This window comes from Roseomonas sp. E05, assembly GCF_030063475.1.
Taxonomy (GTDB): Bacteria; Pseudomonadota; Alphaproteobacteria; order Acetobacterales; family Acetobacteraceae; genus Pseudoroseomonas.
In genome coordinates, this window is record NZ_JASIRT010000009.1 from 46,439 (window position 1) to 68,325 (window position 21,887).

Annotated in this window: 18 protein-coding genes and 1 pseudogene; 14 read left to right on the forward strand and 5 right to left on the reverse strand. The window is 71.3% G+C overall.

Features of this window, described 5'->3' with window-relative positions; translation table 11 throughout:
- Positions 1–119 precede the first annotated feature (119 nt).
- Together QMO56_RS11535 and QMO56_RS11540 are read right to left on the reverse strand one after the other, a co-directional pair.
- Positions 120–938: an alpha/beta fold hydrolase gene (locus QMO56_RS11535; RefSeq protein ID WP_283525857.1), complete on the reverse strand. Its 819-nt coding sequence runs from the start codon at positions 936–938 to the stop codon at positions 120–122.
- 131 nt (positions 939–1,069) lie between these two features.
- Complete coding sequence (locus QMO56_RS11540; protein WP_283525858.1) at positions 1,070–1,960, reverse strand: LysR family transcriptional regulator; 891 nt, start codon at positions 1,958–1,960, stop codon at positions 1,070–1,072.
- A gap of 171 nt (positions 1,961–2,131) precedes the next feature.
- On the opposite strand from QMO56_RS11540, the gene QMO56_RS11545 reads away from it, so the two are divergent.
- On the forward strand, positions 2,132–3,055 hold the full coding sequence (locus QMO56_RS11545; RefSeq protein ID WP_283525859.1) for a ring-cleaving dioxygenase: 924 nt from the start codon (positions 2,132–2,134) through the stop codon (positions 3,053–3,055).
- Between the two features lie 15 nt (positions 3,056–3,070).
- Entirely contained in the window at positions 3,071–3,679 is a 609-nt protein-coding gene (locus QMO56_RS11550) for an alpha/beta hydrolase (RefSeq protein ID WP_283525861.1), read from the forward strand.
- Between the two features lies 1 nt (position 3,680).
- Here the strand turns inward: QMO56_RS11550 and QMO56_RS26990 are convergent.
- Positions 3,681–5,302 (reverse strand): annotated as a pseudogene (locus QMO56_RS26990) (MFS transporter).
- 382 nt (positions 5,303–5,684) lie between these two features.
- Here QMO56_RS26990 and kdpF point away from each other — a divergent pair.
- The 12 genes from kdpF (at position 5,685) to QMO56_RS11615 (ending at position 19,743) form a co-directional block, all read left to right on the forward strand.
- Entirely contained in the window at positions 5,685–5,771 is an 87-nt protein-coding gene (gene kdpF, locus QMO56_RS26995; RefSeq protein ID WP_408906524.1) for a K(+)-transporting ATPase subunit F, read from the forward strand.
- Positions 5,772–5,775: 4 nt separating this feature from the next.
- On the forward strand, positions 5,776–7,473 hold the full coding sequence (kdpA, locus tag QMO56_RS11565; RefSeq protein WP_283525865.1) for a potassium-transporting ATPase subunit KdpA: 1,698 nt from the start codon (positions 5,776–5,778) through the stop codon (positions 7,471–7,473).
- An 11-nt stretch (positions 7,474–7,484) separates the two neighbouring features.
- Positions 7,485–9,566 (forward strand): potassium-transporting ATPase subunit KdpB, encoded by a 2,082-nt coding sequence (gene kdpB, locus QMO56_RS11570; protein ID WP_283525867.1) that lies wholly within the window; start codon positions 7,485–7,487, stop codon positions 9,564–9,566.
- A 2-nt stretch (positions 9,567–9,568) separates the two neighbouring features.
- Positions 9,569–10,156, forward strand: a complete 588-nt coding sequence (kdpC, locus tag QMO56_RS11575) for a potassium-transporting ATPase subunit KdpC (RefSeq protein ID WP_283525868.1) — start codon at positions 9,569–9,571, stop codon at positions 10,154–10,156.
- Positions 10,157–10,209: 53 nt separating this feature from the next.
- The gene (locus QMO56_RS11580; protein ID WP_283525869.1) at positions 10,210–12,885 is read left to right on the forward strand and encodes a sensor histidine kinase KdpD; all 2,676 of its coding nucleotides are present in this window, start codon (positions 10,210–10,212) and stop codon (positions 12,883–12,885) included.
- Positions 12,882–13,580, forward strand: coding sequence for a response regulator (locus tag QMO56_RS11585; RefSeq protein ID WP_283525870.1), 699 nt, complete (start codon positions 12,882–12,884; stop codon positions 13,578–13,580). Before QMO56_RS11580 ends, QMO56_RS11585 begins: the two co-directional genes overlap by 4 nt.
- 570 nt (positions 13,581–14,150) lie before the next feature.
- Positions 14,151–15,341 (forward strand): NAD(P)/FAD-dependent oxidoreductase, encoded by a 1,191-nt coding sequence (locus tag QMO56_RS11590; protein ID WP_283525872.1) that lies wholly within the window; start codon positions 14,151–14,153, stop codon positions 15,339–15,341.
- A 25-nt stretch (positions 15,342–15,366) separates the two neighbouring features.
- Positions 15,367–16,053: a DUF2848 domain-containing protein gene (locus QMO56_RS11595; protein WP_283525874.1), complete on the forward strand. Its 687-nt coding sequence runs from the start codon at positions 15,367–15,369 to the stop codon at positions 16,051–16,053.
- A 13-nt stretch (positions 16,054–16,066) separates the two neighbouring features.
- Positions 16,067–16,453 (forward strand): cupin domain-containing protein, encoded by a 387-nt coding sequence (locus QMO56_RS11600; RefSeq protein ID WP_283525875.1) that lies wholly within the window; start codon positions 16,067–16,069, stop codon positions 16,451–16,453.
- Positions 16,450–17,805, forward strand: a complete 1,356-nt coding sequence (locus tag QMO56_RS11605; protein WP_283525876.1) for an amidase — start codon at positions 16,450–16,452, stop codon at positions 17,803–17,805. The genes QMO56_RS11600 and QMO56_RS11605 overlap by 4 nt, the downstream gene beginning before the upstream one ends.
- A gap of 124 nt (positions 17,806–17,929) precedes the next feature.
- Entirely contained in the window at positions 17,930–18,949 is a 1,020-nt protein-coding gene (locus tag QMO56_RS11610) for a tripartite tricarboxylate transporter substrate binding protein (protein WP_283525878.1), read from the forward strand.
- A gap of 158 nt (positions 18,950–19,107) precedes the next feature.
- A complete protein-coding gene (locus QMO56_RS11615; RefSeq protein WP_283525880.1) occupies positions 19,108–19,743 on the forward strand; it encodes a GntR family transcriptional regulator in 636 nt (211 codons plus the stop codon).
- A 38-nt stretch (positions 19,744–19,781) separates the two neighbouring features.
- Here QMO56_RS11615 and QMO56_RS11620 read toward each other — a convergent pair whose 3' ends face one another.
- Positions 19,782–20,774: an isopenicillin N synthase family oxygenase gene (locus QMO56_RS11620; protein ID WP_283525881.1), complete on the reverse strand. Its 993-nt coding sequence runs from the start codon at positions 20,772–20,774 to the stop codon at positions 19,782–19,784.
- Positions 20,775–20,818: 44 nt separating this feature from the next.
- On the reverse strand, positions 20,819–21,868 hold the full coding sequence (locus tag QMO56_RS11625) for an adenosine deaminase (protein ID WP_283525883.1): 1,050 nt from the start codon (positions 21,866–21,868) through the stop codon (positions 20,819–20,821).
- Positions 21,869–21,887: the final 19 nt, after the last annotated feature.

Sequence of the window (21,887 nt, forward strand, 5' to 3'; positions counted from 1 at the left end):
CAGGAGTCTGCGGCGGAAGGTCAAGGAGGCCGGCGGGATGAACCCGCCGGCCCTCCTGCCTCGGGAGGTACGGTATCGGGGCGCGCGGCCGGGCTTCCCGCTGCGTGCTCCGCGCCGGTTCAGCCTTGCAGGAAGGCGAGCAGATCGGCGTTCACCTGGTCCTTATGGGTGATGCAGGTGGCGTGCGGCGCACCGGGATAGACCTTCAGCTGCGCGCCCTTGATCATCGCGGCGGCCAGCCGGCCGGTCGCGTCGATCGGCACCACCTGGTCGTCGTCGCCATGGATCACCAGGGTCGGCACGTCGATCTTCGCCATGTCCGGGCGGAAATCCGTTTCGGAGAAGGCGGTGACGCAGTCGATGGTGCCCTTGATCGAGGCCAGCAGCGCGATCTGCAGCGTCTGGTCGAAGATGCCCTGAGACACCTTGGTGCCGTGGTTCGTGCCGTAGAAGACCGGGCTGAAATCGGCCAGGAACTGCGGCCGGTCGGCGACGAGCCCGGCGCGGATGCTGTCGAATACCGCCGGCTCGGTGCCCTTCTCATGGTCGGCGGTCTTGATGAAGAGCGGCGTGACGGCGCTGATCAGCACCAGCCTGCTGACGCGCGCGCTGCCATGCCGGGCGATGTAGCGGGTGACATCGCCGCCGCCCATCGAGAAGCCGACCAGCGTCACCTCCGTCAGCGCCAGCGCCTCGATCAACTGGGCGATGTCGTCCGCGAAGGTGTCGTAGTCATGGCCCTCCCACGGCTGGGATGAGCGGCCGAAGCCCCGCCGGTCGAAAGCGATGCAGCGGTAGCCCTTGGCGGCCAGGAAAAGCATCTGGGAGTCCCACATGTCCGCATCCAGCGGCCAGCCATGGCTGAACAGGATGGGCTGACCCTTGCCCCAGTCCTTGTAGTAGATCTCGGTGCCGTCCCGGGTGGTGATCGTCGCCATGTCCGATTGCCTTCGTCAGTGGAGAGGCGCCCTGCTGCGGGCCCGGACGCGACTTTGCCGTGCAGGCGGCGACGGCGGATTGAACGGAAGCCATCCGATTGGCCCGATCCTGCTGCGGCGCGGTGCGGCGGTCACGCGGCGGGGCTGGTGCCCTCGACGAGCGGGCGGCAGAGGGTGATTTCCTCCGCAAGATGGTCCAGCAGCACGCGGATGCGCGGTGTCTGGCGCAGGTCGGGATGGGTCAGCAGCCAGAGCGTGCCGGCCAGTTCCGCCACCGGCGGGGAGAGGCGCACCAGGCCCGGCTGCGTGTCGCCGACGAAGCATGGCAGGTGGCCGATGCCGAGCCCCGCCCGGATGGCCCCCGAGAGCGCCAGCACGCTGTCGAAGCGCCCGGCGATGCGCTCCGGCGCGATCCGCGCCTGGTGCCGGCGCAGGGTCTTGAGGCTGCGCAGGCCTTCGCCGGGCAGCACCCAGGCTGCCGTCTCCACCGCGAGGCCCGCCGTGCCGTAGAGCGCCCAGGCGATGCGCGCGACACGGCGGCCCACCAGCGTCTCCGGCGGGGCATCGCTGGCGCGCAGGGCGACATCCGCATCGCGGCGGGAGAGATTGAGGGCGGTATTGCCGGTGATGACGTCCAGCCGGATGGCCGGATGCGCGGCGCGGAAGCGGACCAGCATCGGCAGCAGCAGGTCGGCCAGCAGGCTGTCGCTGGTGGCCAGCCGCACCTCGCCTGCGGGCGAGGGCACCTGCCCGGCGAGGCGACGGGTGACTGCCGTGATGTCCTCATCCACGCGCTTGGCGAGGGCTGCCATCTCCTCGCCGGCCTGGGTGGGCACGTAGCCGGCGCGGCGGCGCTCGAAAAGCGGACAGCCCAGCATGGCCTCGATCTGCCCCAGGCGCCGGAAGGCGGTGGAGTGGTGGATGCCGAGCCGCGCCGCCGCCGCCGGAAGGCTGCCTTCCCGGGCGATGGCGTCGATCAGCCGGACATCGTCCCAGGCCATGGCGCGCGTGCTGTCCGACATGGACGGTCCCTCCCGGGCGGGAGCCTAGGATGGATCGACGTGCAACGCCAGTAAGCCAGATGCAAGGTTTCGATTGCACTTGTGCAATCGGTTTTCGCTACCGCCGCGGCGCCGGAACGCTACCTGATAGGCCAACGGAGCGCCTCCCACGCTCCCCAGGAGATCGCAGCGATGACCCGCAACGGCATCCATCACGTCACCGCCATCGCCGGAAATGCCCGGCGCAACCTCGACTTCTACACCCGCACACTTGGCCTGCGATTGGTGAAGAAGACGGTGAACTTCGACGACCCGGGCGCCTACCACTTCTACTACGGCGACACGGGCGGCAGCCCCGGCACCATCCTGACCTTCTTCCCCTGGGAGCACGCCGCGCCCGGCCGCGCCGGGGTGGGCGAGTTGCAGGAGACGGTGTTCCGCATCCCGCAGGGCGCCATCGGCTACTGGACACAGCGCCTGGTGAACCAGGGCGTGGAGCGAACGACGCGCTTCGGCGAGACGGTGCTGCGCTTCCGTGACCCGGACGGCCTGCGCCTCGCCTTGGTCGGCCTGCCCGGCATCGAGGCCGAGCCCGCCTGGGACCATGGCGAGGTCCCCGCCGAGCACGCCATCCGCGGCTTCCACAGCGTCTCGCTGATGCTGGAGGATGCGGCACCGACCGGCGCCATCCTCTCGGACATCTTCGGCTTCGCCGAGGCGGCGCGCGAGGGTGACACCCTCCGCTTCCAGGTGCCGGGCACCGCACTGGGCGGCATCGTCGATCTGCGCGCGGTGGGCGGCTTCCTGCCGGCGCGGCTCGGGCGCGGCTCGGTGCATCACCTCGCCTTCCGCGCCGCCGACGATGCGGCGGAGATGGAGATGGTGCGCCGGCTGGCGGAGAACCACGGCCTTCACAGCACGGAGCAGAAGGACCGCGACTACTTCCGCTCGGTCTATTTCCGCGAGCCCGGTCATGTGCTGTTCGAGATCGCGACCGACGTGCCGGGCTTCGCCGTGGACGAGCCGGCGGAGCGGCTGGGCAGCGCCCTGATGCTGCCGCGCTTCCTGGAGGGGCATCGCGCCGCCATCGAGGCCGCGCTGCCCGATCTGTCCTGAACCGAGGAGGCATTGATGGCGACCGACTTCGTGCACCGCTTCGTCCCGGCCACGGTCCCGGGACGGGCGCCGCTCCTGCTGCTGCACGGTACGGGCGGCAACGAGAACGACCTGCTTCCGCTGGGCGCGGCGGTGGCGCCCGGAGCGGCGCTGCTCTCGCCGCGCGGCCAGGTGCTGGAGAACGGCATGCCGCGCTTCTTCCGCCGGCTGTCGGAAGGCGTCTTCGACGCGGAGGATCTGCGCCACCGCACCGATGACCTCGCCGCCTTCATCGGGAAGGCGCGGGACAGCCGGGCGCTGGCGGCACCCGTGGCGCTCGGCTTCTCGAACGGCGCCAACATCGCGGCGAGCCTGCTGCTGCGCCATCCGGGCCTGCTGCGTGGGGCCATCCTGCTGCGCGCGATGGTGCCGTTCCGTCCGGACGACACGCCGCGCCTGGACGGGACCGCCGCGCTGCTGCTCTCCGGGAGGGCCGACCCCATCGTGCCGGCGGCGAACAGCGACATGCTGGCGGAGCTGTTGGCCCAGGCCGGTGCGACGGTCACGCATCGCCGGCTGCCCGTGGGGCATGGCCTCTCGCAGGCCGACGTGACGCTCGCCAGGGAATGGCTGGCGACGCTGTGACTCAGGGCGTCGCCCCGGCCGGCCCGCCGCCCAGCGGCAGGAGATGACGGACCAGGGGAGGAGCCTCGCCCCGGTGGAAGGCCTGCACGCGGGCCTGCACCGTGCGGTCGGCGACGGAAACGCGGTCGTGCTGTCGCAGATGCTCCTCCCAGGAGCCGACCAGGAACCATTCCGTCACCTCCTCGGGCGAGGCGGCATCGGCCATGACGCCCCAGGCGAAGGCGCCGTCGCGGCGGCGGATGGCGCCGAGCGGCGCGGTGGCCTCGGCGAAGGCCGGCTGGTCGGCGGGGGTGACACGGTAGGCGACGGTCACCAGCACCGGGCCGCCGCGGGCCGAGATGCCCTCGGCCAGGCTGGGCGCGGGCCAATGGTGCGAGGGGGTGAGATCGTCCTCTCCGGCTGGCAGGGGCATCGTCCGCGCCACCAGGGCGAGGACGAGGCTGCAAGCTCCCGCCGCCACCAGCGCGGCCGCGATGGAGGTTGCTTCCGCCAGCCGCCCCCAGAGCAGGCTGCCGCCTGTCATCGCGCCGTAGAACACGGTCAGGTAGAGCGCCAGCCCCCGGCCGCGCACCCAGCCCGGCAGGACCGCCTGGGCCGCCGCGTTGAGCGTGCTGAGCGCGGCGATCCAGGCGGCGCCGACCAGGAGCAGCAGCAGGCAGGCAAGTGGCACCGAGCCGGCGAAGGCCAGCGCCGCCGTCATGGCGCCCATCAGCAGCGACGCCGCCAGCGCCACCGCCTCCAGCGCCAAGTGCTGCCGCAGGATCGGCAGGAGAAGGGCGCCGCCGACCGCGCCCGCACCGACCGCCGCCAGCATGAGGCCGTAGTCGCCGGGCCGCCATGCAGCACGACGCGGGCCACCAGCGGCAGCAGGGCCCAGCAGCAGCTGGCCGGGGCAAAGAACAGCAGGGAGCGTAGCAGCACCCGTCGCAACGGCGCGCTGGCCAACGCGTAGCGCAGCCCGGCACGCATGGCGCCGCCGAACTGCTCCGGCATTGCGGCGACCGTCTGTTCGCGCCGCCACCAGAACAGCGCGCTGAGGATGACGAGATAGCTGGCGACGTCCACGAGATAGGCCGAGGCGGTGCCCGCGGTGATGATCAGCAGCGCCGCCAGGGCAGGGCCGATGGCGCGGCTGATGTTGATGCCGAGGCTGTTGAGCGCGACCGCCGGCCGCAGCTCCTCGCGTGGCACCAGCTCCGGCACCACCGACTGCCACACCGGGCCGGCCAGGGCGCCGCCGACGCCGGCGAAGAGCGTCAGCAGCAGCAGGGTGTTGGCCTCCAGCAGGCCGAGGGCGGTCAGCAGCGCCAGCGCCAGGCTGTTGCAGCACAGGCCGATCTGGATGCCGATCATCAGCCGGCGCCGGTCCAGGATGTCGGACAGCGTGCCGGCGGGGAGCGACAGCAGGAAGACCGGCAGGGTGGCGGCAGCCTGGACAAGGGCGACCATCACCGGCGTCGGCGCCAGTTCGGTCATCATCCAGGCGGAGGCGGTATCGCGCACCCAGCCGCCGACATTGCCGAGCACCGTCGCCACCCAGAGCACGGCGAAGGCGCGGTGGCGGAAGGGCAGGAAGGCGGAGCTTGCCGTGGCCATCTCAGGCCGCGCCTCCATGCGAGGCATCCGCCTGATGCCGGGAAACGCCACTCCATAAGACCCGCATCCGGAACATGCCGACTTCCCTCTGCCTTTCCTGCCCTGGATGGGGCCTGAGGGAGGCGGCGGTCTTGTCGGCAAATCGCGCGATTTATCCGCTGCCGCGGAAAGCGTCGCGACGCCTGAAAGCTCCGCCTCGTCCGCGATCTTTGTGCCGTCTTTACGCGAGGTCCTCACATCTCACATGGCGGCTTTATGCGGCCGAAGGGCAGGAAGGGCGCTGACGGACCCTCCTGTCCGGTTGGAGCGCATCATGACCGACATCCTCCTGCTCGTCCTTGGCCTCGGCCTGTTCGGCCTTTTCGCCGCCTATGCCCATGCCTGCGACCGCGTCTGAGGGAATGCCCCCATGCTCGACCTGATCCTGAGTGGCGCCGTCGCGGGCGGCTTGCTGCTCTATCTGCTGTGGGCGCTGCTGCGCCCTGAGGATCTCTGATCCCATGACCTGGAACGGCTGGGCGCAAATCGCCCTGGTGCTGGCTTGTGTGCTTGCCGCGGCGGTGCCGCTCGGGCGCTACATCGCCGCCATCGCCACCGGGCGGGTGGCCTTCCTTGCCCCGGTCGAGCGCCTGCTCTACGCGGCCGGCGGCATCGATCCGCAACGCGGTCAGGGTTGGCGCGCCTACGCGCTGGCCATGCTGGCGGGCAATGCCGCGGGCTTCCTGCTGCTCTATGCGCTGCTGCGGCTGCAAGGTGTGCTGCCGCTGAACCCGCAGGGCCTGGCGGGGCTCTCGCCCTGGCTTGCCTTCAACACCGCGGTCTCTTTCGTCACCAACACCAACTGGCAGGCCTATAGCGGCGAGGTGGCGATGAGCGGCCTCAGCCAGATGGCCGGGCTGGCGGTGCAGAACTTCCTCTCCGCCGCCACCGGCATTGCACTGGCGCTGGCGGTTTCGCGCGCCTTCGCCGCAAGCGGCCTGCGCGACCTCGGCAATTTCTGGGCCGATTTCGTGCGCGTCACGCTCTACCTGCTGCTACCGCTCGCGCTCGTTCTGGGCCTGGTCTTCGTCGCCCTGGGAATGCCGCAGAGTCTTGCCGCCTCTGTCCAGGCCACCACGCTGGAGGGCGGCACGCAAACCATCCCGCTCGGCCCGGCAGCCTTCCAGATCGCCATCAAACATCTCGGCACCAATGGCGGCGGCTTCTTCGGCGTGAACTCCGCCCATCCCTTCGAAGGGCCCTCGGCGCTGGCCACGGGGCTGCAGATCGGGGCGCAGCAGGTGATCCCCTTCGCGCTGGCGCTGACCTTCGGCCGCATCGTCGGCGACCTTCGTCAGGGTCGGGCGTTGCTGGCGGTCATGCTGGCCTCTGTCGTGCTCGCGACGGCCGCCATCTACGCCGCCGAGGCCGGCGGCAACCCGCTCCACCTCGCCGCCGGGATCGACCCCGCGCTGGGCAACATGGAGGGCAAGGAGGTCCGCTTCGGCCAGGCGCTGGCGGCGCTTTTCACCGCCACCACCACCGGCGCCTCCTGCGGGGCGGTCAACGCCATGCTCGACAGCTTCACGCCGCTCGGCGGCCTGGTGCCGATGTCCCTGATCCAGCTCGGCGAGGTGCTGCCGGGCGGTGTCGGTTCCGGCCTCTACGGCATGCTGGTCTTCGCCATGCTGGCGGTCTTCGTCGCCGGGCTGATGGTGGGCCGCACGCCGGAATATCTCGGAAAGAAAGTGCAGGCGCGCGAGGTGAAGCTCGCCATGCTGGCGGTGCTGGTGCTGCCGGTCGCCATCCTCGGCTTCGCCGCCGTCTCGCTGGTGCTGCCGGCCGCCCTCGGCTCGGTCCAGGACCAGGGGCCGCATGGCCTCTCGGAGATGCTCTATGCCTACAGCTCAGCGTCCGGCAACAACGGCTCGGCCTTTGGCGGGCTCACCGCCGACACGCCCTGGCTGAACACCACCCTCGCCATCGCCATGCTGCTCGGGCGCTTTGCCTATGTGGTGCCGGTGATGGCGCTGGCGGGCTCGCTCGGCGCCAAGCCGAAATCGCCGGCCGGCACGGGAACCTTCCCGACGCATGGCCCGCTCTTCGCCGGCCTGCTCGCCGGGGTGATCCTGATCCTGGGCGGCCTGCAATTCATGCCCGCGCTCGCCCTCGGCCCGCTCGCCGAGCATTTCGTGCTGCTCGCCGGCAAGACCTTCTGAGGCCCGGACCCATGCCCGACATCTCTCCCGCCGCACCGCATCTGGGCGAGGCGCGCCGCACCATCCGCGCCGCCACCGCCCTGCCCGATCCGGCGATCCTCTCGCGCGCCGCCGGCGAGGCGCTGCGCAAGCTCAACCCCGTGCGGCTGGTGCGCAACCCGGTGATCTTCGTCACCGAGGCCGTCTCCATCCTGGTCACGCTGCTGGCCGGGCTGGCGGCCTGGCGGGGCGAGACCTGGGGCTTCCAGGCCGGCATTGCCGCCTGGCTCTGGCTGACGGTGCTTTTCGCCACCTTCGCGGAAGCGGTGGCCGAGGGCCGCGGTCGCGCCCAGGCGGAGAGCCTGCGCCGCACCCGCGGCGAGACCATGGCGAAGCTGCTGCTGCGCCCCGACGACCGCAGCCTCTGGCAGCCGCGCGCCGCCGCCGAACTGCGCGTCGGCGACCTCGTGCTGGTCGAGGCGGGCGACCTCATCCCCTCCGATGGCGAGGCGGTCGCCGGCATCGCTTCGGTGAACGAGGCGGCGGTGACCGGCGAGAGCGCGCCGGTGATCCGCGAATCCGGCGGCGACCGCAGCGCCGTCACCGGCGGCACGCTGGTCGTCTCGGACTGGCTGGTGGTGCGCATCACCGCAGCGCCGGGCTCCACCTTCCTCGACCGCATGATCGCGCTGGTCGAGGGTGCCGCGCGGCAGAAGACCCCGAACGAGATCGCGCTCGACATCCTGCTCGCGGGCATGGCGATCATTTTTCTGATCGCCGTCGCCTCGCTGGTCGGGCTCGCCGCCTGGAACGGCCAGCCGCCTTCGGTGCCGGTGCTGGCGGCGTTGCTGGTCACGCTGATCCCGACCACCATCAGCGGCCTGCTCTCGGCCATTGGCATCGCCGGCATGGATCGCCTCGTGCGCTTCAACGTGCTGGCCACCAGCGGGCGCGCGGTGGAGGCGGCGGGCGATGTGGACGTGCTGCTGCTCGACAAGACCGGCACCATCACCTTCGGTAACCGGCAGGCCGCAGGCTTCGTGCCGGCGCCGGGCGTGGCGGAGCATGAACTCGCCGAGGCCGCCATGCTCGCCTCGCTGGGGGACGAGACGCCGGAGGGCCGCTCCATCCTGAGCTTCGCCCGCGAGCGCTACGGGATCGCCACGCCGGCCCTGCCGGAGGGTGCCCAGGTGGTACCCTTCACCGCGCAGACACGCATCTCCGGCCTCGATCTGCCGGGCCGGGGTGCTTTCCGCAAGGGTGCGGTGGACAGCCTCGCCCGCAATCTCGGCGCTGCCGTGCCGCCCGGGCTGGCGGCCGCTATCGATCGCATTGCGCGCCAGGGCGCCACGCCGCTGGCGGTGGCGCGGGATGGCACGCTGCTCGGCGCCATCGAGCTGAAGGACATCGTCAAGCCTGGCATCCGCGAGCGCTTCGCCGCGCTGCGCCGCATGGGCATCCGCACCGTGATGGTGACGGGCGACAACCGCCTGACCGCCGCCGCCATCGCTGCAGAAGCAGGGGTGGACGACTTCCTCGCCGAGGCCACGCCGGAGGACAAGCTCGCCTATATCCGCCAGGCCCAGGAGGAGGGCCGGCTGGTCGCCATGGCCGGCGACGGCACCAACGACGCCCCGGCGCTGGCCCAGGCCGATGTCGGCCTCGCCATGCAGACCGGCACCCAGGCGGCGCGCGAGGCCGGCAACATGGTGGACCTCGACAGCGACCCCACCAAGCTCATCGAGGTGGTGGAGATCGGCAAGCAGTTGCTGATCACCCGCGGCGCGCTGACCACCTTCTCCATCGCCAATGACGTGGCGAAGTATTTTGCCATCCTGCCGGCCATCTTCATCGCCAGCTATCCGGAGCTCGGGGCGCTGAACGTCATGCGCCTGACCTCGCCGGAAAGTGCCATCCTCTCGGCGGTGATCTTCAATGCGCTGATCATCGTGGCGCTGGTGCCGCTCGCTCTGCGCGGCGTGCGCTACGTGCCGATGGGCGCGGCGGCGCTGCTGCGGCGGAACCTGCTGATTTACGGCCTGGGCGGCATCGTCGCGCCCTTCATCGGCATCAAGCTGATCGACCTCCTGCTCACCTTCATCGGAATCGCCTGACCATGCGCGCCATCCTTCGCCCCGCTTTCGCGGTGGTGGGCCTCTTCACCCTGCTGCTCGGCCTCGCCGTGCCGCTCGGCTTCACAGGCCTGGCGCAACTGGCCTTCCCGGCGCAGGCGAATGGCAGCCTGATCGAGCGCAACGGCCATGTCATCGGCTCGGCGCTGCTCGGGCAGGATTTCGCCGCCGCTCGCTACTTCCACCCGCGCCCCTCGGCCACCACCGAGGCCGACCCGGACCATCCGGGCCAGACCCGCGCCGCACCCTACAACGCCGCCGCCTCCGCCGCCTCGCAGCTCGGCCCGACCAGCGCCGCCCTGCTCGCCGCGGTGCGGGAGCGCGTGGCGGCGCTCGGCGGAGGGCGGGTTCCGGCCGATGCGGCCACCGCCTCCGGCTCGGGGCTCGACCCGCATATCAGCCCGGCCAATGCGGTGGCGCAGATGGCCCGTGTGGCGGCGGCGCGCGGCCTGCCGGAGGCGCGGATCGCCGTCCTGCTGCAGGCGCATACGGAAGGCCGGGAATTCGGCCTGCTTGGCGAGCCGCGCGTCAATGTGCTGCGGCTGAACCTGGCGCTCGACGCCCTGCGCTGAACGGGGAGGGGCGGCACGTCGCCGCCGCCGCGACCAGAGGCTATACTCGCCCGATGCCGCTCCCCAACCAGCCTGCCGGCCGCGAGCCAGGCCGCCCCGACCCCGAGGCGCTGCTCGCGCTGGCGCGGCAGGAGGGGCGCGGGCGGCTGAAGGTCTTCCTCGGTGCCGCACCGGGTGTCGGCAAGACCTTCGAGATGCTGGGCGAGGCGCGCCGCCGCCAGGCAGGGGGCGCCGATATCCTGGTCGGCATCGTCGAGACCCATGGCCGGGCCGAGACGGCGGCGCAACTCGGGGATCTCCCCATCCTGCCGCGGGCCCGCATCGCCTATCGCGGCCAGGTGCTGGAGGAGTTCGACCTCGACGCCGCCCTGGTCCGCCGCCCGGAGATCCTGCTGCTGGACGAGCTGGCCCATGCCAATGCGCCCGGCGCCCGCCACCCCCGGCGCTGGCAGGACGTGGAGGAACTGCGCGAGGCCGGCATCGAGGTCTGGACGACGATGAACGTCCAGCATCTCGAAGGGCTTTCCGAGGCGGTGGCACGGATCACCGGCGTGCGCGTCGCCGAGACGGTGCCCGACCGTGTGCTGGCCGAGGCCGATGCCGTCGAGCTGATCGACCTGCCGCCTGCTGAGCTGATCGAGCGGCTGCGGCAGGGCAAGGTCTATCGCCCGGACCAGGCGCAGCGGGCGCTGCGCGGCTTCTTCCGGGAGGGCAATCTGGCGGCGCTGCGCGAGCTGGCCTTGCGGCGCACCGCCGAGCGGGTGGATGCCGACGTCACCGGCTACATGCGGGCGAATGCCATCGCCGGGCCCTGGCCCTCGGGCGAGCGCGTGCTGGCGCTGGTCGGCGGTGACCCGGGGGCGGAGGCCGTGGTGCGCCATGCCCGCCGCATCGCCGAGGTGTTGCGCGCACCGCTGCTGGCGCTGCATGTCGAGCGCCCCTCCGCGCCGGATGATCGTGGCACCTCCGCCGCCGCGCTGCGCCTGGCCGAGACGCTCGGCGCCCAGGCCGAGACGGTGGTCGCCACCGACCTGCCCGGCGCCATCCTCGCCTTCGCACGCGCGCGCAACGTGAGTCACCTGGTCATCGGCCGGGGCCATACCTCCGCCCTGCGGCGGCTCGCCGGGCGCACCCTCTCGGCGGCGCTGCTGCGGCGGGGGAGCGACTTCGCGCTCCACCTCGTCCCCGGTCCGGTGGGCCCGGAGCGCCGGGAGCGCAGGCCGCCCCGGTGGTCCGAATGGCTGGGCTGGGCGGCCGCGCCGGGGCTGGTCGCCGCGGCGACGCTGATTGCCCATGGCACGGATGGCATCGTGCCCGAGGGGGCCATGGGGATGGTCTATCTGGCCGCCATCGTCGCGGCGGCAGTGGGCTTTGGTGCCCTGCAGGGTCTGCTGGCCGCGGTGCTGTCCTTCCTGTGCTGGAACTTCCTCTTCCTGCCGCCGCGCTACACCTTCGTCATCGCTGGCGCGCAGGATGTCGTCGGCGTCGTCGTCTTCAGCCTGGTGGCGCTGCTGCTGGCGGGGACTACCGGCGGCCTCGGCCGCTCGGTGCGGACGGCGCGGGCGCGGCTGCGCGGGCTGCGGCGGCTGGTGGAGTTCAGCCGCCGCCTCGGTGCGCCCGGCACGCGCGGCGACCTGCTCGACGCGGTGGCGCGCGAGGCCGAGCGGCTCACGCATCACCCCGCCTGCGTGCTGATGCCCCTGCCGCCGGCGCCGGGCGAGACGGCGCCCGAGCCGGTGCTGCGCGCCTCCGTGCCGGTCTCGGCGGAGCCGGACGAGACTGGCATGGCCGCCGCCCGCTGGGCCATGGCGCATGGCCGCGCCACCGGACGCGGCACCGACACGCTCCCCGCCGGCACCGCCTGGCAGTTCCGCCCCATGCGCACGGCGCATTCGGTGGTCGGGCTGGTCGGCATCCGGCTTGACGACCGCACGGCACTGGAGACCGAGACCGACCGCGCGCTGGACGCCATGCTCGACCAGGCGGCGGTGGCCATCGAGCGGCTGGACCTGATGGAGGAGCGCGCGCGCGACACCGCGCGCGCCGAGGCGGAGCGGCTGCGCACCGCGCTGCTCACCTCGCTCGGGCATGACCTGAAGACGCCGCTGACCTCCATCCGCGGCGCCATCGGCACGCTGCGCGCCGCGGGAGGCACGCTCTCCGAGGCGGCACGCGCCGACCTGCTGGCAACGGCGGAGGAGGAGGCTGCGCGCCTCTCCCGCTGGATCGGCAACATCCTCGACATCGTCCGCATCGAAAGCGGCGCGGTGCGGATGCGGCGCGAGCCGGTGGACCTCGCCGAGGCGGCGGAGGCGGCGGCCGGACGCATCGGCCGCGCCACCGGGCAGGCGATCCAGGTCGCCGTAGAGGGAAACCTGCCGCAGCCGAGTCTTGATCCGCTGCTGCTGGACCAGATCCTGGGCAATCTGCTCGACAATGCGGTGAAGTTTGCCGGGCCGGAGGGGAAGGTCACGGTCCGCCTGCGGCGGGAGGGCTATGAAGTGGCGATCCTGGTGGAAGATGATGGGCCGGGAATTCCGCCCGAGGACCTGCGGCGGATCTTCGATCCCTTCTTCCGGGCCACGCGGGCCGACCGGGTCGCCGCCGGAAGCGGCCTCGGGCTCTCCATCTGCAATGGGCTGGTGCATGCCATGGGCGGCCGCATCCAGGCCGAGAGCCCGCTGGCGGCCGGCTGTGGCGCCCGGCTGGCCGTGAGGTTCCCGGCATGAACGACGCCGCCGCGGCACGCATCCTGGTCGTGGATGACGAGCCACAGATCCACCGCTTCCTTGGCCCGGCGCTGGAGGCTGCGGGCTACCTGCCGCTGCGGGCGGAGACGGCGGCCGAGGCCCTGCGGCTGGCCGCCACCCGCAGCCCGGCGCTGGTGCTGCTCGACCTCGGCCTGCCCGATCTCGACGGCAAGGCGGCGCTGGCGCGGCTGCGGGCCTTTTCCTCGGCGCCGGTCATCGTCGTCTCGGCCCGGGACATGGAGGATGAGAAGGTCGCCGCCCTCGACGCCGGTGCCGATGACTACGTGGAGAAGCCTTTCGCCCTGGCCGAGCTGCTGGCCCGCATCCGCGCCGCGCTGCGCCGGGCGGCTGGAGCGGGGCAGGGGGAAGCCGGCGGACGGGTGACGGTGGGGTCCCTTGATGTGGACTTCGCAGGCCGGGTGGCGCGGGTGGAAGGCGGCGAGCCGCTGCATCTGACACCCCGTGAGTGGGACCTGCTGGCGGCCCTGGCGCGCGCCGGGGCCGGGCGGATCGTCACCCAGAGGCAACTCCTGATGGCGGTCTGGGGTCCCGCCCATGCGGAGGATGCGCAGTATCTCCGGGTCTATATCGGGCATCTCCGCCAGAAGCTCGGCCCGGCGGGAGCGCTGATCCGCACCGAGCCGGGCGTGGGCTACCGGCTGGGCGAGCCCTAGAGCAGATCCCGTTCCGATGACATCATCGGAATGGGTGAAGATGCTCGTAAAAGCAAACAGTTAGAGCGTTTTCCGTGAGCCAGAGCGAACGGAAAATGCTCTAGCGACGAAATTCGGCCCTGGTCTTGCATGGCATGTTCCGTGGCGAGAAGGAACTCACCGCTTCAGTCTGCGCGTTCTCCTCGCCCTGGCTGCCATGCCGGAGACGAAGGAGCAGAAGACAGCCAAGGATCTTGCCGCCGCCCGAGGGAGCGGCGGCATCCTGCGGCCGGCGAGCCGTCCCCTGACCCATCATGCCTGGCGCCGCCTTATGCTCTTCCCGCCAGAGGCACGGCCGGGCCGCTGGCGTTTCCCTGCTCATCCTCCTGCCCGGTCTCGTGGAGATCTCCGCAGCGGCGTCGCCGCGGACCGCTTCTGAAATCTCACAGTGAAATTTCACTATTGCGGCCTGCGCCGGTCCGGGCCAAGCTTTCGGCCAGCGACTGGGCTGAGGAAGGGGCGGGCACTTCGCTGCGGCAGGGGTCCCACGCTCGGTTCGATGGTTGCGCTTTACGGGGAGCATCCGACGGAATGCCGAAACAGAAACCGGTTGTCATCGCGGGGGCCGGCCCGGTCGGCCTCGTGGCCGCGGCCGTGCTGGTTGACCACAACGTGCCGGTCCTGGTGCTGGAAGCCGGCCCTGAACTCTCCGGCGAGATGCGCGGCTCGACCTTTCACGCGCCGACGCTCGACCTCCTCGATACCCTGGGGGCCGCGAAGGCGATGATCGCCGACGGCATCGTCGCGCCGCGCATGCAGTACCGCAGCCGCGACCAGGGCATCATCGCCGATTTCGACTTCGGTGTCCTGGCGGATGTCACCCGTCATCCCTTCCGGCTGCAATGCGAGCAGTTCAAGCTGACCCGCATCCTCCATGGCCTGCTGCGCGACAGGCCCGGCTTCGCGCTGCGCTTCGGCGCACGCGTCGCGGCCTGCGCGGATCGGGGGGACGACGTCGAGATCACCCTGGAGGATGGCGAGCGCATCGAGGGGTCCTACGTCATCGGCGCCGATGGCGCGCGCAGCGTCATCCGCAAGTCCGCCGGCATCGAGTTCGAGGGCTTCACCTGGCCGGAGCGCTTCCTCGTCCTCTCCACGCCCTTCGACTTCGCCGAGATCATCCCCGATCTGGCCGACGTCTCCTACTATGCCGATCCGGAGGAGTGGTTCTTCCTGCTGCGCGTGCCCGGCGTGTGGCGCGCCATGTTCCCCGTGCCGGCCGAGGTGGCGGACGAGGCGACCATGACCGACGACTATGCGCGCGCCCGCTACGGCCGCATCGTCGCGGGGCGGGACGACTACCCGATCCGGCACCGCACGCTCTATCGCGTGCACCAGCGCGTGGCGCGGACTTTCCGGCAGGGCCGCATCCTGCTGGCTGGCGATGCCGCGCACATCAACAATCCGCTCGGCGGCATGGGGCTGAATGGCGGCGTGCACGATGCCTTCAACCTGGGCGCCAGGCTCGCACCGGTCTGGCATGGCGAGGCGCCGGCGGATCTGCTCGACCTCTACGACCGGCAGCGGCGCGGCGTGACCGTCGAGCATGTGCAGCGCCAGACCATCGCCAACAAGCAGAACCTGGAAGCCAAGGACCCCGAGGCGCAGCGCGCCTTCCGCGCGCGGATGGCCGAGACCGCAGCCGATCCCGCCAAGGCCCATGCCTATCTGCTGGGCGTCTCGATGATCAACAGCCTGCGCCGCGCGGCCGAAATCACCTGACCGCACCGCGAGAGAAGGCCCCGACATGACCGAGCTCACCTTCGACTTCCACGCCGGCGCGGAGACCACCCGCCGCACCCTCGCGCTGCGGCATTTCGTCATCGCCGGCTGGACCGGGCGCGACATGCACAAGCTGCAGGAGCATATCGAGGAGCTGCGCCTGCTCGGCGTCACGCCGCCGGCCAGCACGCCCTGCTTCTATCCCGGTGGCCGGGAACTGCCGACCACGGCGGGCGAGATCGACTGCCTGGGCGACGAATCCAGCGGCGAGGCCGAGTTTCTGATCCTGGTGGATGAGCAGGGTGCCTGGTGGGTGGGCGTCGGCTCCGACCACACCGACCGCAAGGTGGAGACCTACTCGGTCGCCGTCTCCAAGCAGGTCTGCCCCAAGCCGGTGGCGTCGGCACTCTGGCGCTTCGAGGATGTGGCGGAGCACTGGGACCGGCTGGAACTGCGCTCCTGGGTGCAGGAAGGCGGCGACTGGGTGCTCTACCAGGAAGGCAGCGTCGCCGCGATGCGCGACCCGCGCGACCTGGCGAAAGCCTATCGCGCCCTGGGGCGCGCGTTGCTGCCCGGCACCATCATGTTCGGCGGCACGCTGCCGGCCATTGGTGGTATCCGGCCGCGCGCCGGCTTCCGGATGGAACTGCGCGACCCCGTTCGCGGGCGCGCCATCAGCCACAGCTACGCGGCCAACTGGCTGGCCGAGTAAGGCGGAGACGATCATGCCGATCCAGAAAGAACACCTCGAATTCCACGTGCCGGATATGAGCCAGGGCTGGCAGACGCCGCCCGGCTACCCGGCCGGCATTCAGCAGAAGATCCTGGCCGGCGCGCTGGATGAGCCGAACAAGCGCGGCCACCGCACCCGGCTGCTGCGCTTCGAGCCTGGCGTCTTCACCACCGCGCCCTTCGTGCACGAGTACTGGGAGGAAGTCTGGCTGGTCTCCGGCGACCTGATCGTCGGCAATGACGCGCAGGGCCAGGGCGGGGAGTCCTTCGACAAGGCCGCCTATGCCTGTCGCCCGCCGGGCGCCTATCACGGTCCCTTCAAGTCGGAGACCGGCTGCCTCCTGCTGGAGATCCACTACTTCGACGAGACGCCCGCATGAGCACCGCGCCCGCCCCGACCCTGGACAGCCTGGCGGCGGACCTGGCCGCCGGCCGCACCACCAGCCGCGCGCTGGTGGAGGAGTGCCTGGCGCGGATCGCCGATCCGGCCGGGGAGGGCGGGCGCGTCTTCCTGCAGGTGGATGCCGGGGCCGCCCGCGCGGCGGCGGATGGCATGGACCGGCTGCGCGCCGCGCGGGCCGCGCCCTCGCCCTATGCCGGCATCCCCGTCTCGGTGAAGGACCTCTTCGACATTGCCGGCCAGGTGACCCGGGCCGGTTCCCGCGCGCTGGACGACATGCCGCCGGCGGCAAGCGACGCCGCAGCGGTGGCGCGGCTGCGGCAGGCCGGTTTCGTGGTCATCGGCCGCAGCAACATGACCGAGTTCGCCTATTCCGGCCTCGGCATCAATCTGCATTACGGCACGCCGCGCAACCCGTGGCGACGGGACGAGGCACGGGTGCCAGGCGGCTCCTCCTCCGGTGCCGCGGTCTCGGTGACGGATGGTATGGCGCATGGCGCGCTGGGCACCGATACCGGCGGCTCCTGCCGCATCCCCGCCGCCTTCACCGGGCTGACGGGCTTCAAGCCCACCGCGCGGCGCGTGCCGCTGGAGGGCAGCGTGCCGCTCTCCGGCACGCTGGATTCGATCGGCCCGATCGCCCGCAGCACCCGCTGCTGCGCGGTGCTGGACGCGGTGCTGGCGGGCGAGCCTCTGCGGCCGCTCGCCATCATGCCGCTCGACGGCCTGCGCTTGCTGGTGCCGGAGACGGTCGCACTGGACGGGCTGGAGGACGCGGTGGCCACCGCCTTCGAGGCGGCGCTGGCGCGCCTCTCGCGTGCCGGCGCGCGAATTACCCGCGCGCCGGTGCCGGAATTCGCCGAGGTGGCGCCGATGAACGCCCTGGGCGGCTACACCGCCGCCGAAAGCTATCATTGGCACCGTGCGCTGCTGGAGCGGCGCGGCGCTGAATACGACCCGCGCGTCAGCAGCCGCATCCGTCGTGGAGCCGGCATGGCGGCTGCGGACTATCTGGACCTGCAGCGGGCGCGGCAGGATTTCATCCGTCGTGTCACCGCCCGGATCAGTGCTTTCGACGCGGTGGCCATGCCCACCGCGCCGATCCTGCCGCCGCGCATCGCCGACCTGGCGGATGAGGCTGCCTATACGGCCGCCAATCTCGCGGCCCTGCGGAATCCGACGCTGATCAACATGATGGATGGCTGCGCCATTTCGCTGCCTGCGGCGCGTCCGCCGGAGGCACCGGTCGGGCTGATGCTCGCGGGCCTGGCGGGCCAGGACCGGCGGCTGCTGGCCCTGGCCGCCTCGGCGGAGGCCGTGCTGGCCGCCTGACGGGCGGCTGCATCCCCGTCCCCGGGGGTGACTGCCAGGGGAACGCCAGTCGCACCACGCCGCGAGGAAGGGCCGGCAGAGTCCCGCCGCGGCGCTCATCGATGGACTGCAAGGAGGCGGAACAATGGTTCGTGCAACAGGAGTGATGGCGCGCGTGAAGGCTGGCCGGCGGCGCGGGGCGATGCTTGCCGCCCTTGCCGGCCTGCTGCTCGGGACGGCGGTGGCTGGCCCGGCCGGGGCGGAGGAGACGTGGCCCGGCCGGCCGATCCGCATGATCGTGCCCTTCGCGCCCGGCGGCGTCACCGACAGCATCGGCCGGCTCAGCGCGGAGTGGCTGGGCAAGGCGCTCGGCCAGAGCGTACCGGTGGAGAACCGCAGCGGTGCCAATGGCGCCATCGCCGCCGAGGCCGTGGCACGGAGCGCGCCTGACGGCTACACGCTGTTCACCGCCAGCGCCTCCCAGATGGTGATGCTGCCGGCGTTGATGAAGCTGAACTTCGATCCGGTGAAGGATTTCGCGCCGGTTTCCATTGTGGCCAGCAACCCGATGGTGCTGGCCGTCAGCGCCTCGCTGAAGGTCTCCTCGCTGCAGGACTTCATCGCGCTGGCGAAGACGCGGCAGGGCAAGCTGAACTATTCCTCCGCCGGCATCGGGTCCTCGACCCATCTGGCGATGGCGCTGCTGCTGCAGCGCGCCGGCATCGAGATGCTGCATGTCCCGTATCGCGGCGGTGCGCCGGCGATGCAGGCCCTGCTGGCGGGCGAGGTGGACGCCTATTTCGGCAATCCCTCCGACATGCTGCCGCATCTGGAGGGCGGGCGCATCCGCGTGCTGGCGGTGGCAGGGCCGGAGCGGATCGCCAGCCTGCCGGAGGTGGCCACGGTGGCCGAGCAGGGCTATCCCGGCTTCCGGGCGGAAACCTGGAACGGCATTGCCGCGCCGGCCGGCACGCCGGAGGCGGTCCTCCAGCGCATGAGCGAGGCGCTCGGCAAGGCCTGCGAGGATGCCGCCTTCCGGAGCGCCCTGGAGCGGCTCGGCACCACCCCGGTCTGCAGCAGCCGGGAAGGCTTCGCGGAGGCGATGCGGCGGGATGCGCCGCTTTGGCAGGAGGCGGTCCGCATCTCCGGGGCCAGCCTGGAGTAAGGGCGGCGCGTCTTGCCTCGGCCGGGTCCTTGCCGCACATCCCCCGGCCCGGGCAGGGAGGGAAGGCAGTCAATATGCGCGCACAGGTGATGAAGGGGGCCACGCGGCTCGTACGCGGCGCGGCCGGAGCGTCAGGGCTCCTCCAGGCGGAGGCTCCCGTGCTTCAGCTGAAGGACCAGGCCTATGACGCCATCCGGCACCACATCATCACCTGCCGCTTCGCGCCGGGCGAGAAGCTGAACGAGGCGCAGGTGGCTGAGGCGCTCGGCCTGAGCCGCATGCCCGTGCGGCACGCGCTGGCGCGGCTGCGGCTGGAAGGGCTCGTGACCATCCGGCCGCGCAAGGGCATCGAGGTCCGCCCGATCGATCCCGTCGAATTGCTGCAGATCACCGAGGCACGCACGGTCAACGAGTGCTACTCGACCCGCCTGGCCGCGCAACGCTTCAGCCCGCAGGATGCCGCGGAGATGCAGGCCGTCCTGAAGGAGACGGAGGCGGCCCTGAAGCGGCGCGACACCGAGGCGATGATGCTGCTGGACAAGACCTTCCACGACATCATCGCACGCGCCTCGGGCAACGCGGTCATTTCCGATATCCTCGGCAACCTGCACGACCGGGCGGTCCGCTTCTGGTTCATCTCGCTGGACGAGCAGACGCACCAGGGCAGCGTCCTGCGCGAGCACCGCGCGATCTTCGAGGCCCTGGCGGCGCACGATCCCGAGGCGGCGAACGACGCGATGACGCGGCACATCGAGGCGTTTCGCCGCAACGTGATGCTGCTGATCGGCCGCTGACCGGCAGCGCCGGTCGAGCGGCCGGGCGCGCGCGGCCCTCAGGCCGTCGCCTGGGGCGGCTTGTAGCCCTGGTTGGCGCGGATGCGGCCTGTCACATACTCGCCGGCGAGCACCGGCTCGTACTTGGCCGGGTTGTCCGGCGTGACGCAGGTCGGAATGGCCTCGACCGGCGCGCGGTGGTTCGGGTTGAAGAAGGTCGGGATGGAGAAGCGGTCGCGGCCGAGGCGGTTGACCACCCGATGCGGGTTCGAGCGATAGACGTCATTGGTCCAGCGCGCCATCAGGTCGCCCAGGTTGACCACGAAGGTGCCGGGGATGAAGGGTGCGGCGACCCATTCGCCGTCCGGCTTCTTCAGCTCCAGCCCGCCGGCCGGGTCCTGGTAGAGCAGGGTGATCAGCCCGTAATCCGTATGGTCCAGGGCGCCGATGCCGAATTCCGGATCAGCGACCGCCTCGGGGGCGGGATAGTGGATGAGGCGGGTCAGGATGGTCGGCTTGCTGTAGAAGCGGACGAAGTAGTCCTCCTCCACGCCGAGGCTGACGGCCAGCACCCGCAGCACCCGCATGCCCAGTTCGCGCACGGCGTCGAAATAGGCCTCGACGGCCTCGCGGAAGCCGGGCAGGTCCGGCCACTGGTTCGGGCCGTGCAGCGGCGTGCCGGCGATCACCTCCTCGTCGTCCAGCGACAGGTCCAGGCCGAGATCGAAGCTGTCCTTCAGGTCGGGCAGCTTGCCGGGATAGCGGGTGGTGCCGATCGGCAGATAGCCGCGGTGGAAGCGGTCCTTCACGATCTTCATGCGCTCCTCCAGCGGCAGGGAGAAGAAGCGCTGCATCTGCTGGAAGGTGCCGTCGATCACCGCCTGGTCGATGCCGTGGTTCTTCACGTAGAAGAAGGCCATGCCCTGGCAGGCCTTGCGCACCGTCTGCGCGATGGCGGTGAGGTCGGCGCCCGGCACCAGGGCCGGGCTCATGTCGATGACGGGTACCTCGTCGGCGGTGGCCGGGCGGGGCGGGGTCATGGTTTCGCTCATCGGGAACTCCTGGGCCGGGCGCACCGGCCGGAAGGTTGGTCTTGTCAACTGCGGGGCGTGGCGCCGGCGGGCAGGGGGAGGCCCTCGGCCACCCAGAAGCGGTCGAGCGCGGCGAGCATCCGCCGCCTGTCCGCCTCCGGCACGAAGGCCGCCTCGAACCCGTTGGCGGCGACGCGGTGCAGGTCGGCGACCGTCAGCCCCAGCCCCTCGGCGGTGGCGAGGTAGTTGTCCGTCATGTACCCGCCGAAATAGGACGGGTCGTCCGAGTTCATCGTGACCTTCACGCCGGCATCCAGCAGCCGCTTGAAGTTGTGGTCCTCGATGCGGGCCACCCCGCCCAGCTTCACGTTGGAGAGCGGGCAGACCGTCAGGGGAATGCCATGCTCGGCCAGGCGCCGCACCAGCGCCGGGTCCTCCTCGCAGCGCACGCCATGGTCCACGCGGTCCACGCCGAGGATGTCAACGGCCTGGGCGACGTATTCGGCCGGCCCCTCCTCGCCCGCATGGGCCAGGAGGTGCAGCCCCTCGGCGCGCGCGCGGGCGAAGAGCCGGGCGAAGTTGGCCGGTGGGTGGCCGCGCTCGATGCCGCCGATGCCGAGCGCCGCGATGCGCTCGCGGTAGCGCATCGCGCGGTCATAGGCGGCGGTGCCGGCCTCCTCGCCCTGATGGCGCTGCAGGATGAGCAGCAGCGCCGTGCTCATGCCGAGCTTCGGTCCCCATTCATCCAGCGCGGCGATCACGCCCTCGAAGATGGCCTCGATGGCGATGCCGCGGTCCAGATGCGCCTGCGGGCCGAGGAAGACCTCGGTGTGGATGACGTTGTCCAGCGCCACCCGCTCCAGATAGGCGCGGGTCATGTCGTAGAAGTCCTCGGCCTTCAGCAGCACGCTGGTGCCGGCGTAGTAGACCTTGAGGAAGGACTGCAGGTCCGCGAAGGCATAGGCCTGACGAAGCTGCTCGACGCTTTCGAAGGGGATGCGTACCTTGTTCCGCTCCGCCAGCCGGAAGGTCAGCTCCGGCTCGATCGAGCCCTCCAGGTGGAGGTGCAGCTCGGATTTCGGCATGCCACGGATGATGCGGCTCAACTCGTGCATCGGTTTTGCTTTCCGTTCC

What these genes read in the sequence shown, in the direction of transcription:
- QMO56_RS11535 (WP_283525857.1), bottom strand. Translation starts at nt 938, where the DNA reads ATGGCGACGATCACCACCCGGGACGGCACCGAGATCTACTACAAGGAC.
- QMO56_RS11540 (WP_283525858.1), bottom strand. Translation starts at nt 1,960, where the DNA reads ATGTCGGACAGCACGCGCGCCATGGCCTGGGACGATGTCCGGCTGATC.
- QMO56_RS11545 (WP_283525859.1), top strand. Translation starts at nt 2,132, where the DNA reads ATGACCCGCAACGGCATCCATCACGTCACCGCCATCGCCGGAAATGCC.
- QMO56_RS11550 (WP_283525861.1), top strand. Translation starts at nt 3,071, where the DNA reads ATGGCGACCGACTTCGTGCACCGCTTCGTCCCGGCCACGGTCCCGGGA.
- kdpF (WP_408906524.1), top strand. Translation starts at nt 5,685, where the DNA reads ATGCTCGACCTGATCCTGAGTGGCGCCGTCGCGGGCGGCTTGCTGCTC.
- kdpA (WP_283525865.1), top strand. Translation starts at nt 5,776, where the DNA reads ATGACCTGGAACGGCTGGGCGCAAATCGCCCTGGTGCTGGCTTGTGTG.
- kdpB (WP_283525867.1), top strand. Translation starts at nt 7,485, where the DNA reads ATGCCCGACATCTCTCCCGCCGCACCGCATCTGGGCGAGGCGCGCCGC.
- kdpC (WP_283525868.1), top strand. Translation starts at nt 9,569, where the DNA reads ATGCGCGCCATCCTTCGCCCCGCTTTCGCGGTGGTGGGCCTCTTCACC.
- QMO56_RS11580 (WP_283525869.1), top strand. Translation starts at nt 10,210, where the DNA reads ATGCCGCTCCCCAACCAGCCTGCCGGCCGCGAGCCAGGCCGCCCCGAC.
- QMO56_RS11585 (WP_283525870.1), top strand. Translation starts at nt 12,882, where the DNA reads ATGAACGACGCCGCCGCGGCACGCATCCTGGTCGTGGATGACGAGCCA.
- QMO56_RS11590 (WP_283525872.1), top strand. Translation starts at nt 14,151, where the DNA reads ATGCCGAAACAGAAACCGGTTGTCATCGCGGGGGCCGGCCCGGTCGGC.
- QMO56_RS11595 (WP_283525874.1), top strand. Translation starts at nt 15,367, where the DNA reads ATGACCGAGCTCACCTTCGACTTCCACGCCGGCGCGGAGACCACCCGC.
- QMO56_RS11600 (WP_283525875.1), top strand. Translation starts at nt 16,067, where the DNA reads ATGCCGATCCAGAAAGAACACCTCGAATTCCACGTGCCGGATATGAGC.
- QMO56_RS11605 (WP_283525876.1), top strand. Translation starts at nt 16,450, where the DNA reads ATGAGCACCGCGCCCGCCCCGACCCTGGACAGCCTGGCGGCGGACCTG.
- QMO56_RS11610 (WP_283525878.1), top strand. Translation starts at nt 17,930, where the DNA reads ATGGTTCGTGCAACAGGAGTGATGGCGCGCGTGAAGGCTGGCCGGCGG.
- QMO56_RS11620 (WP_283525881.1), bottom strand. Translation starts at nt 20,774, where the DNA reads ATGAGCGAAACCATGACCCCGCCCCGCCCGGCCACCGCCGACGAGGTA.
- QMO56_RS11625 (WP_283525883.1), bottom strand. Translation starts at nt 21,868, where the DNA reads ATGCACGAGTTGAGCCGCATCATCCGTGGCATGCCGAAATCCGAGCTG.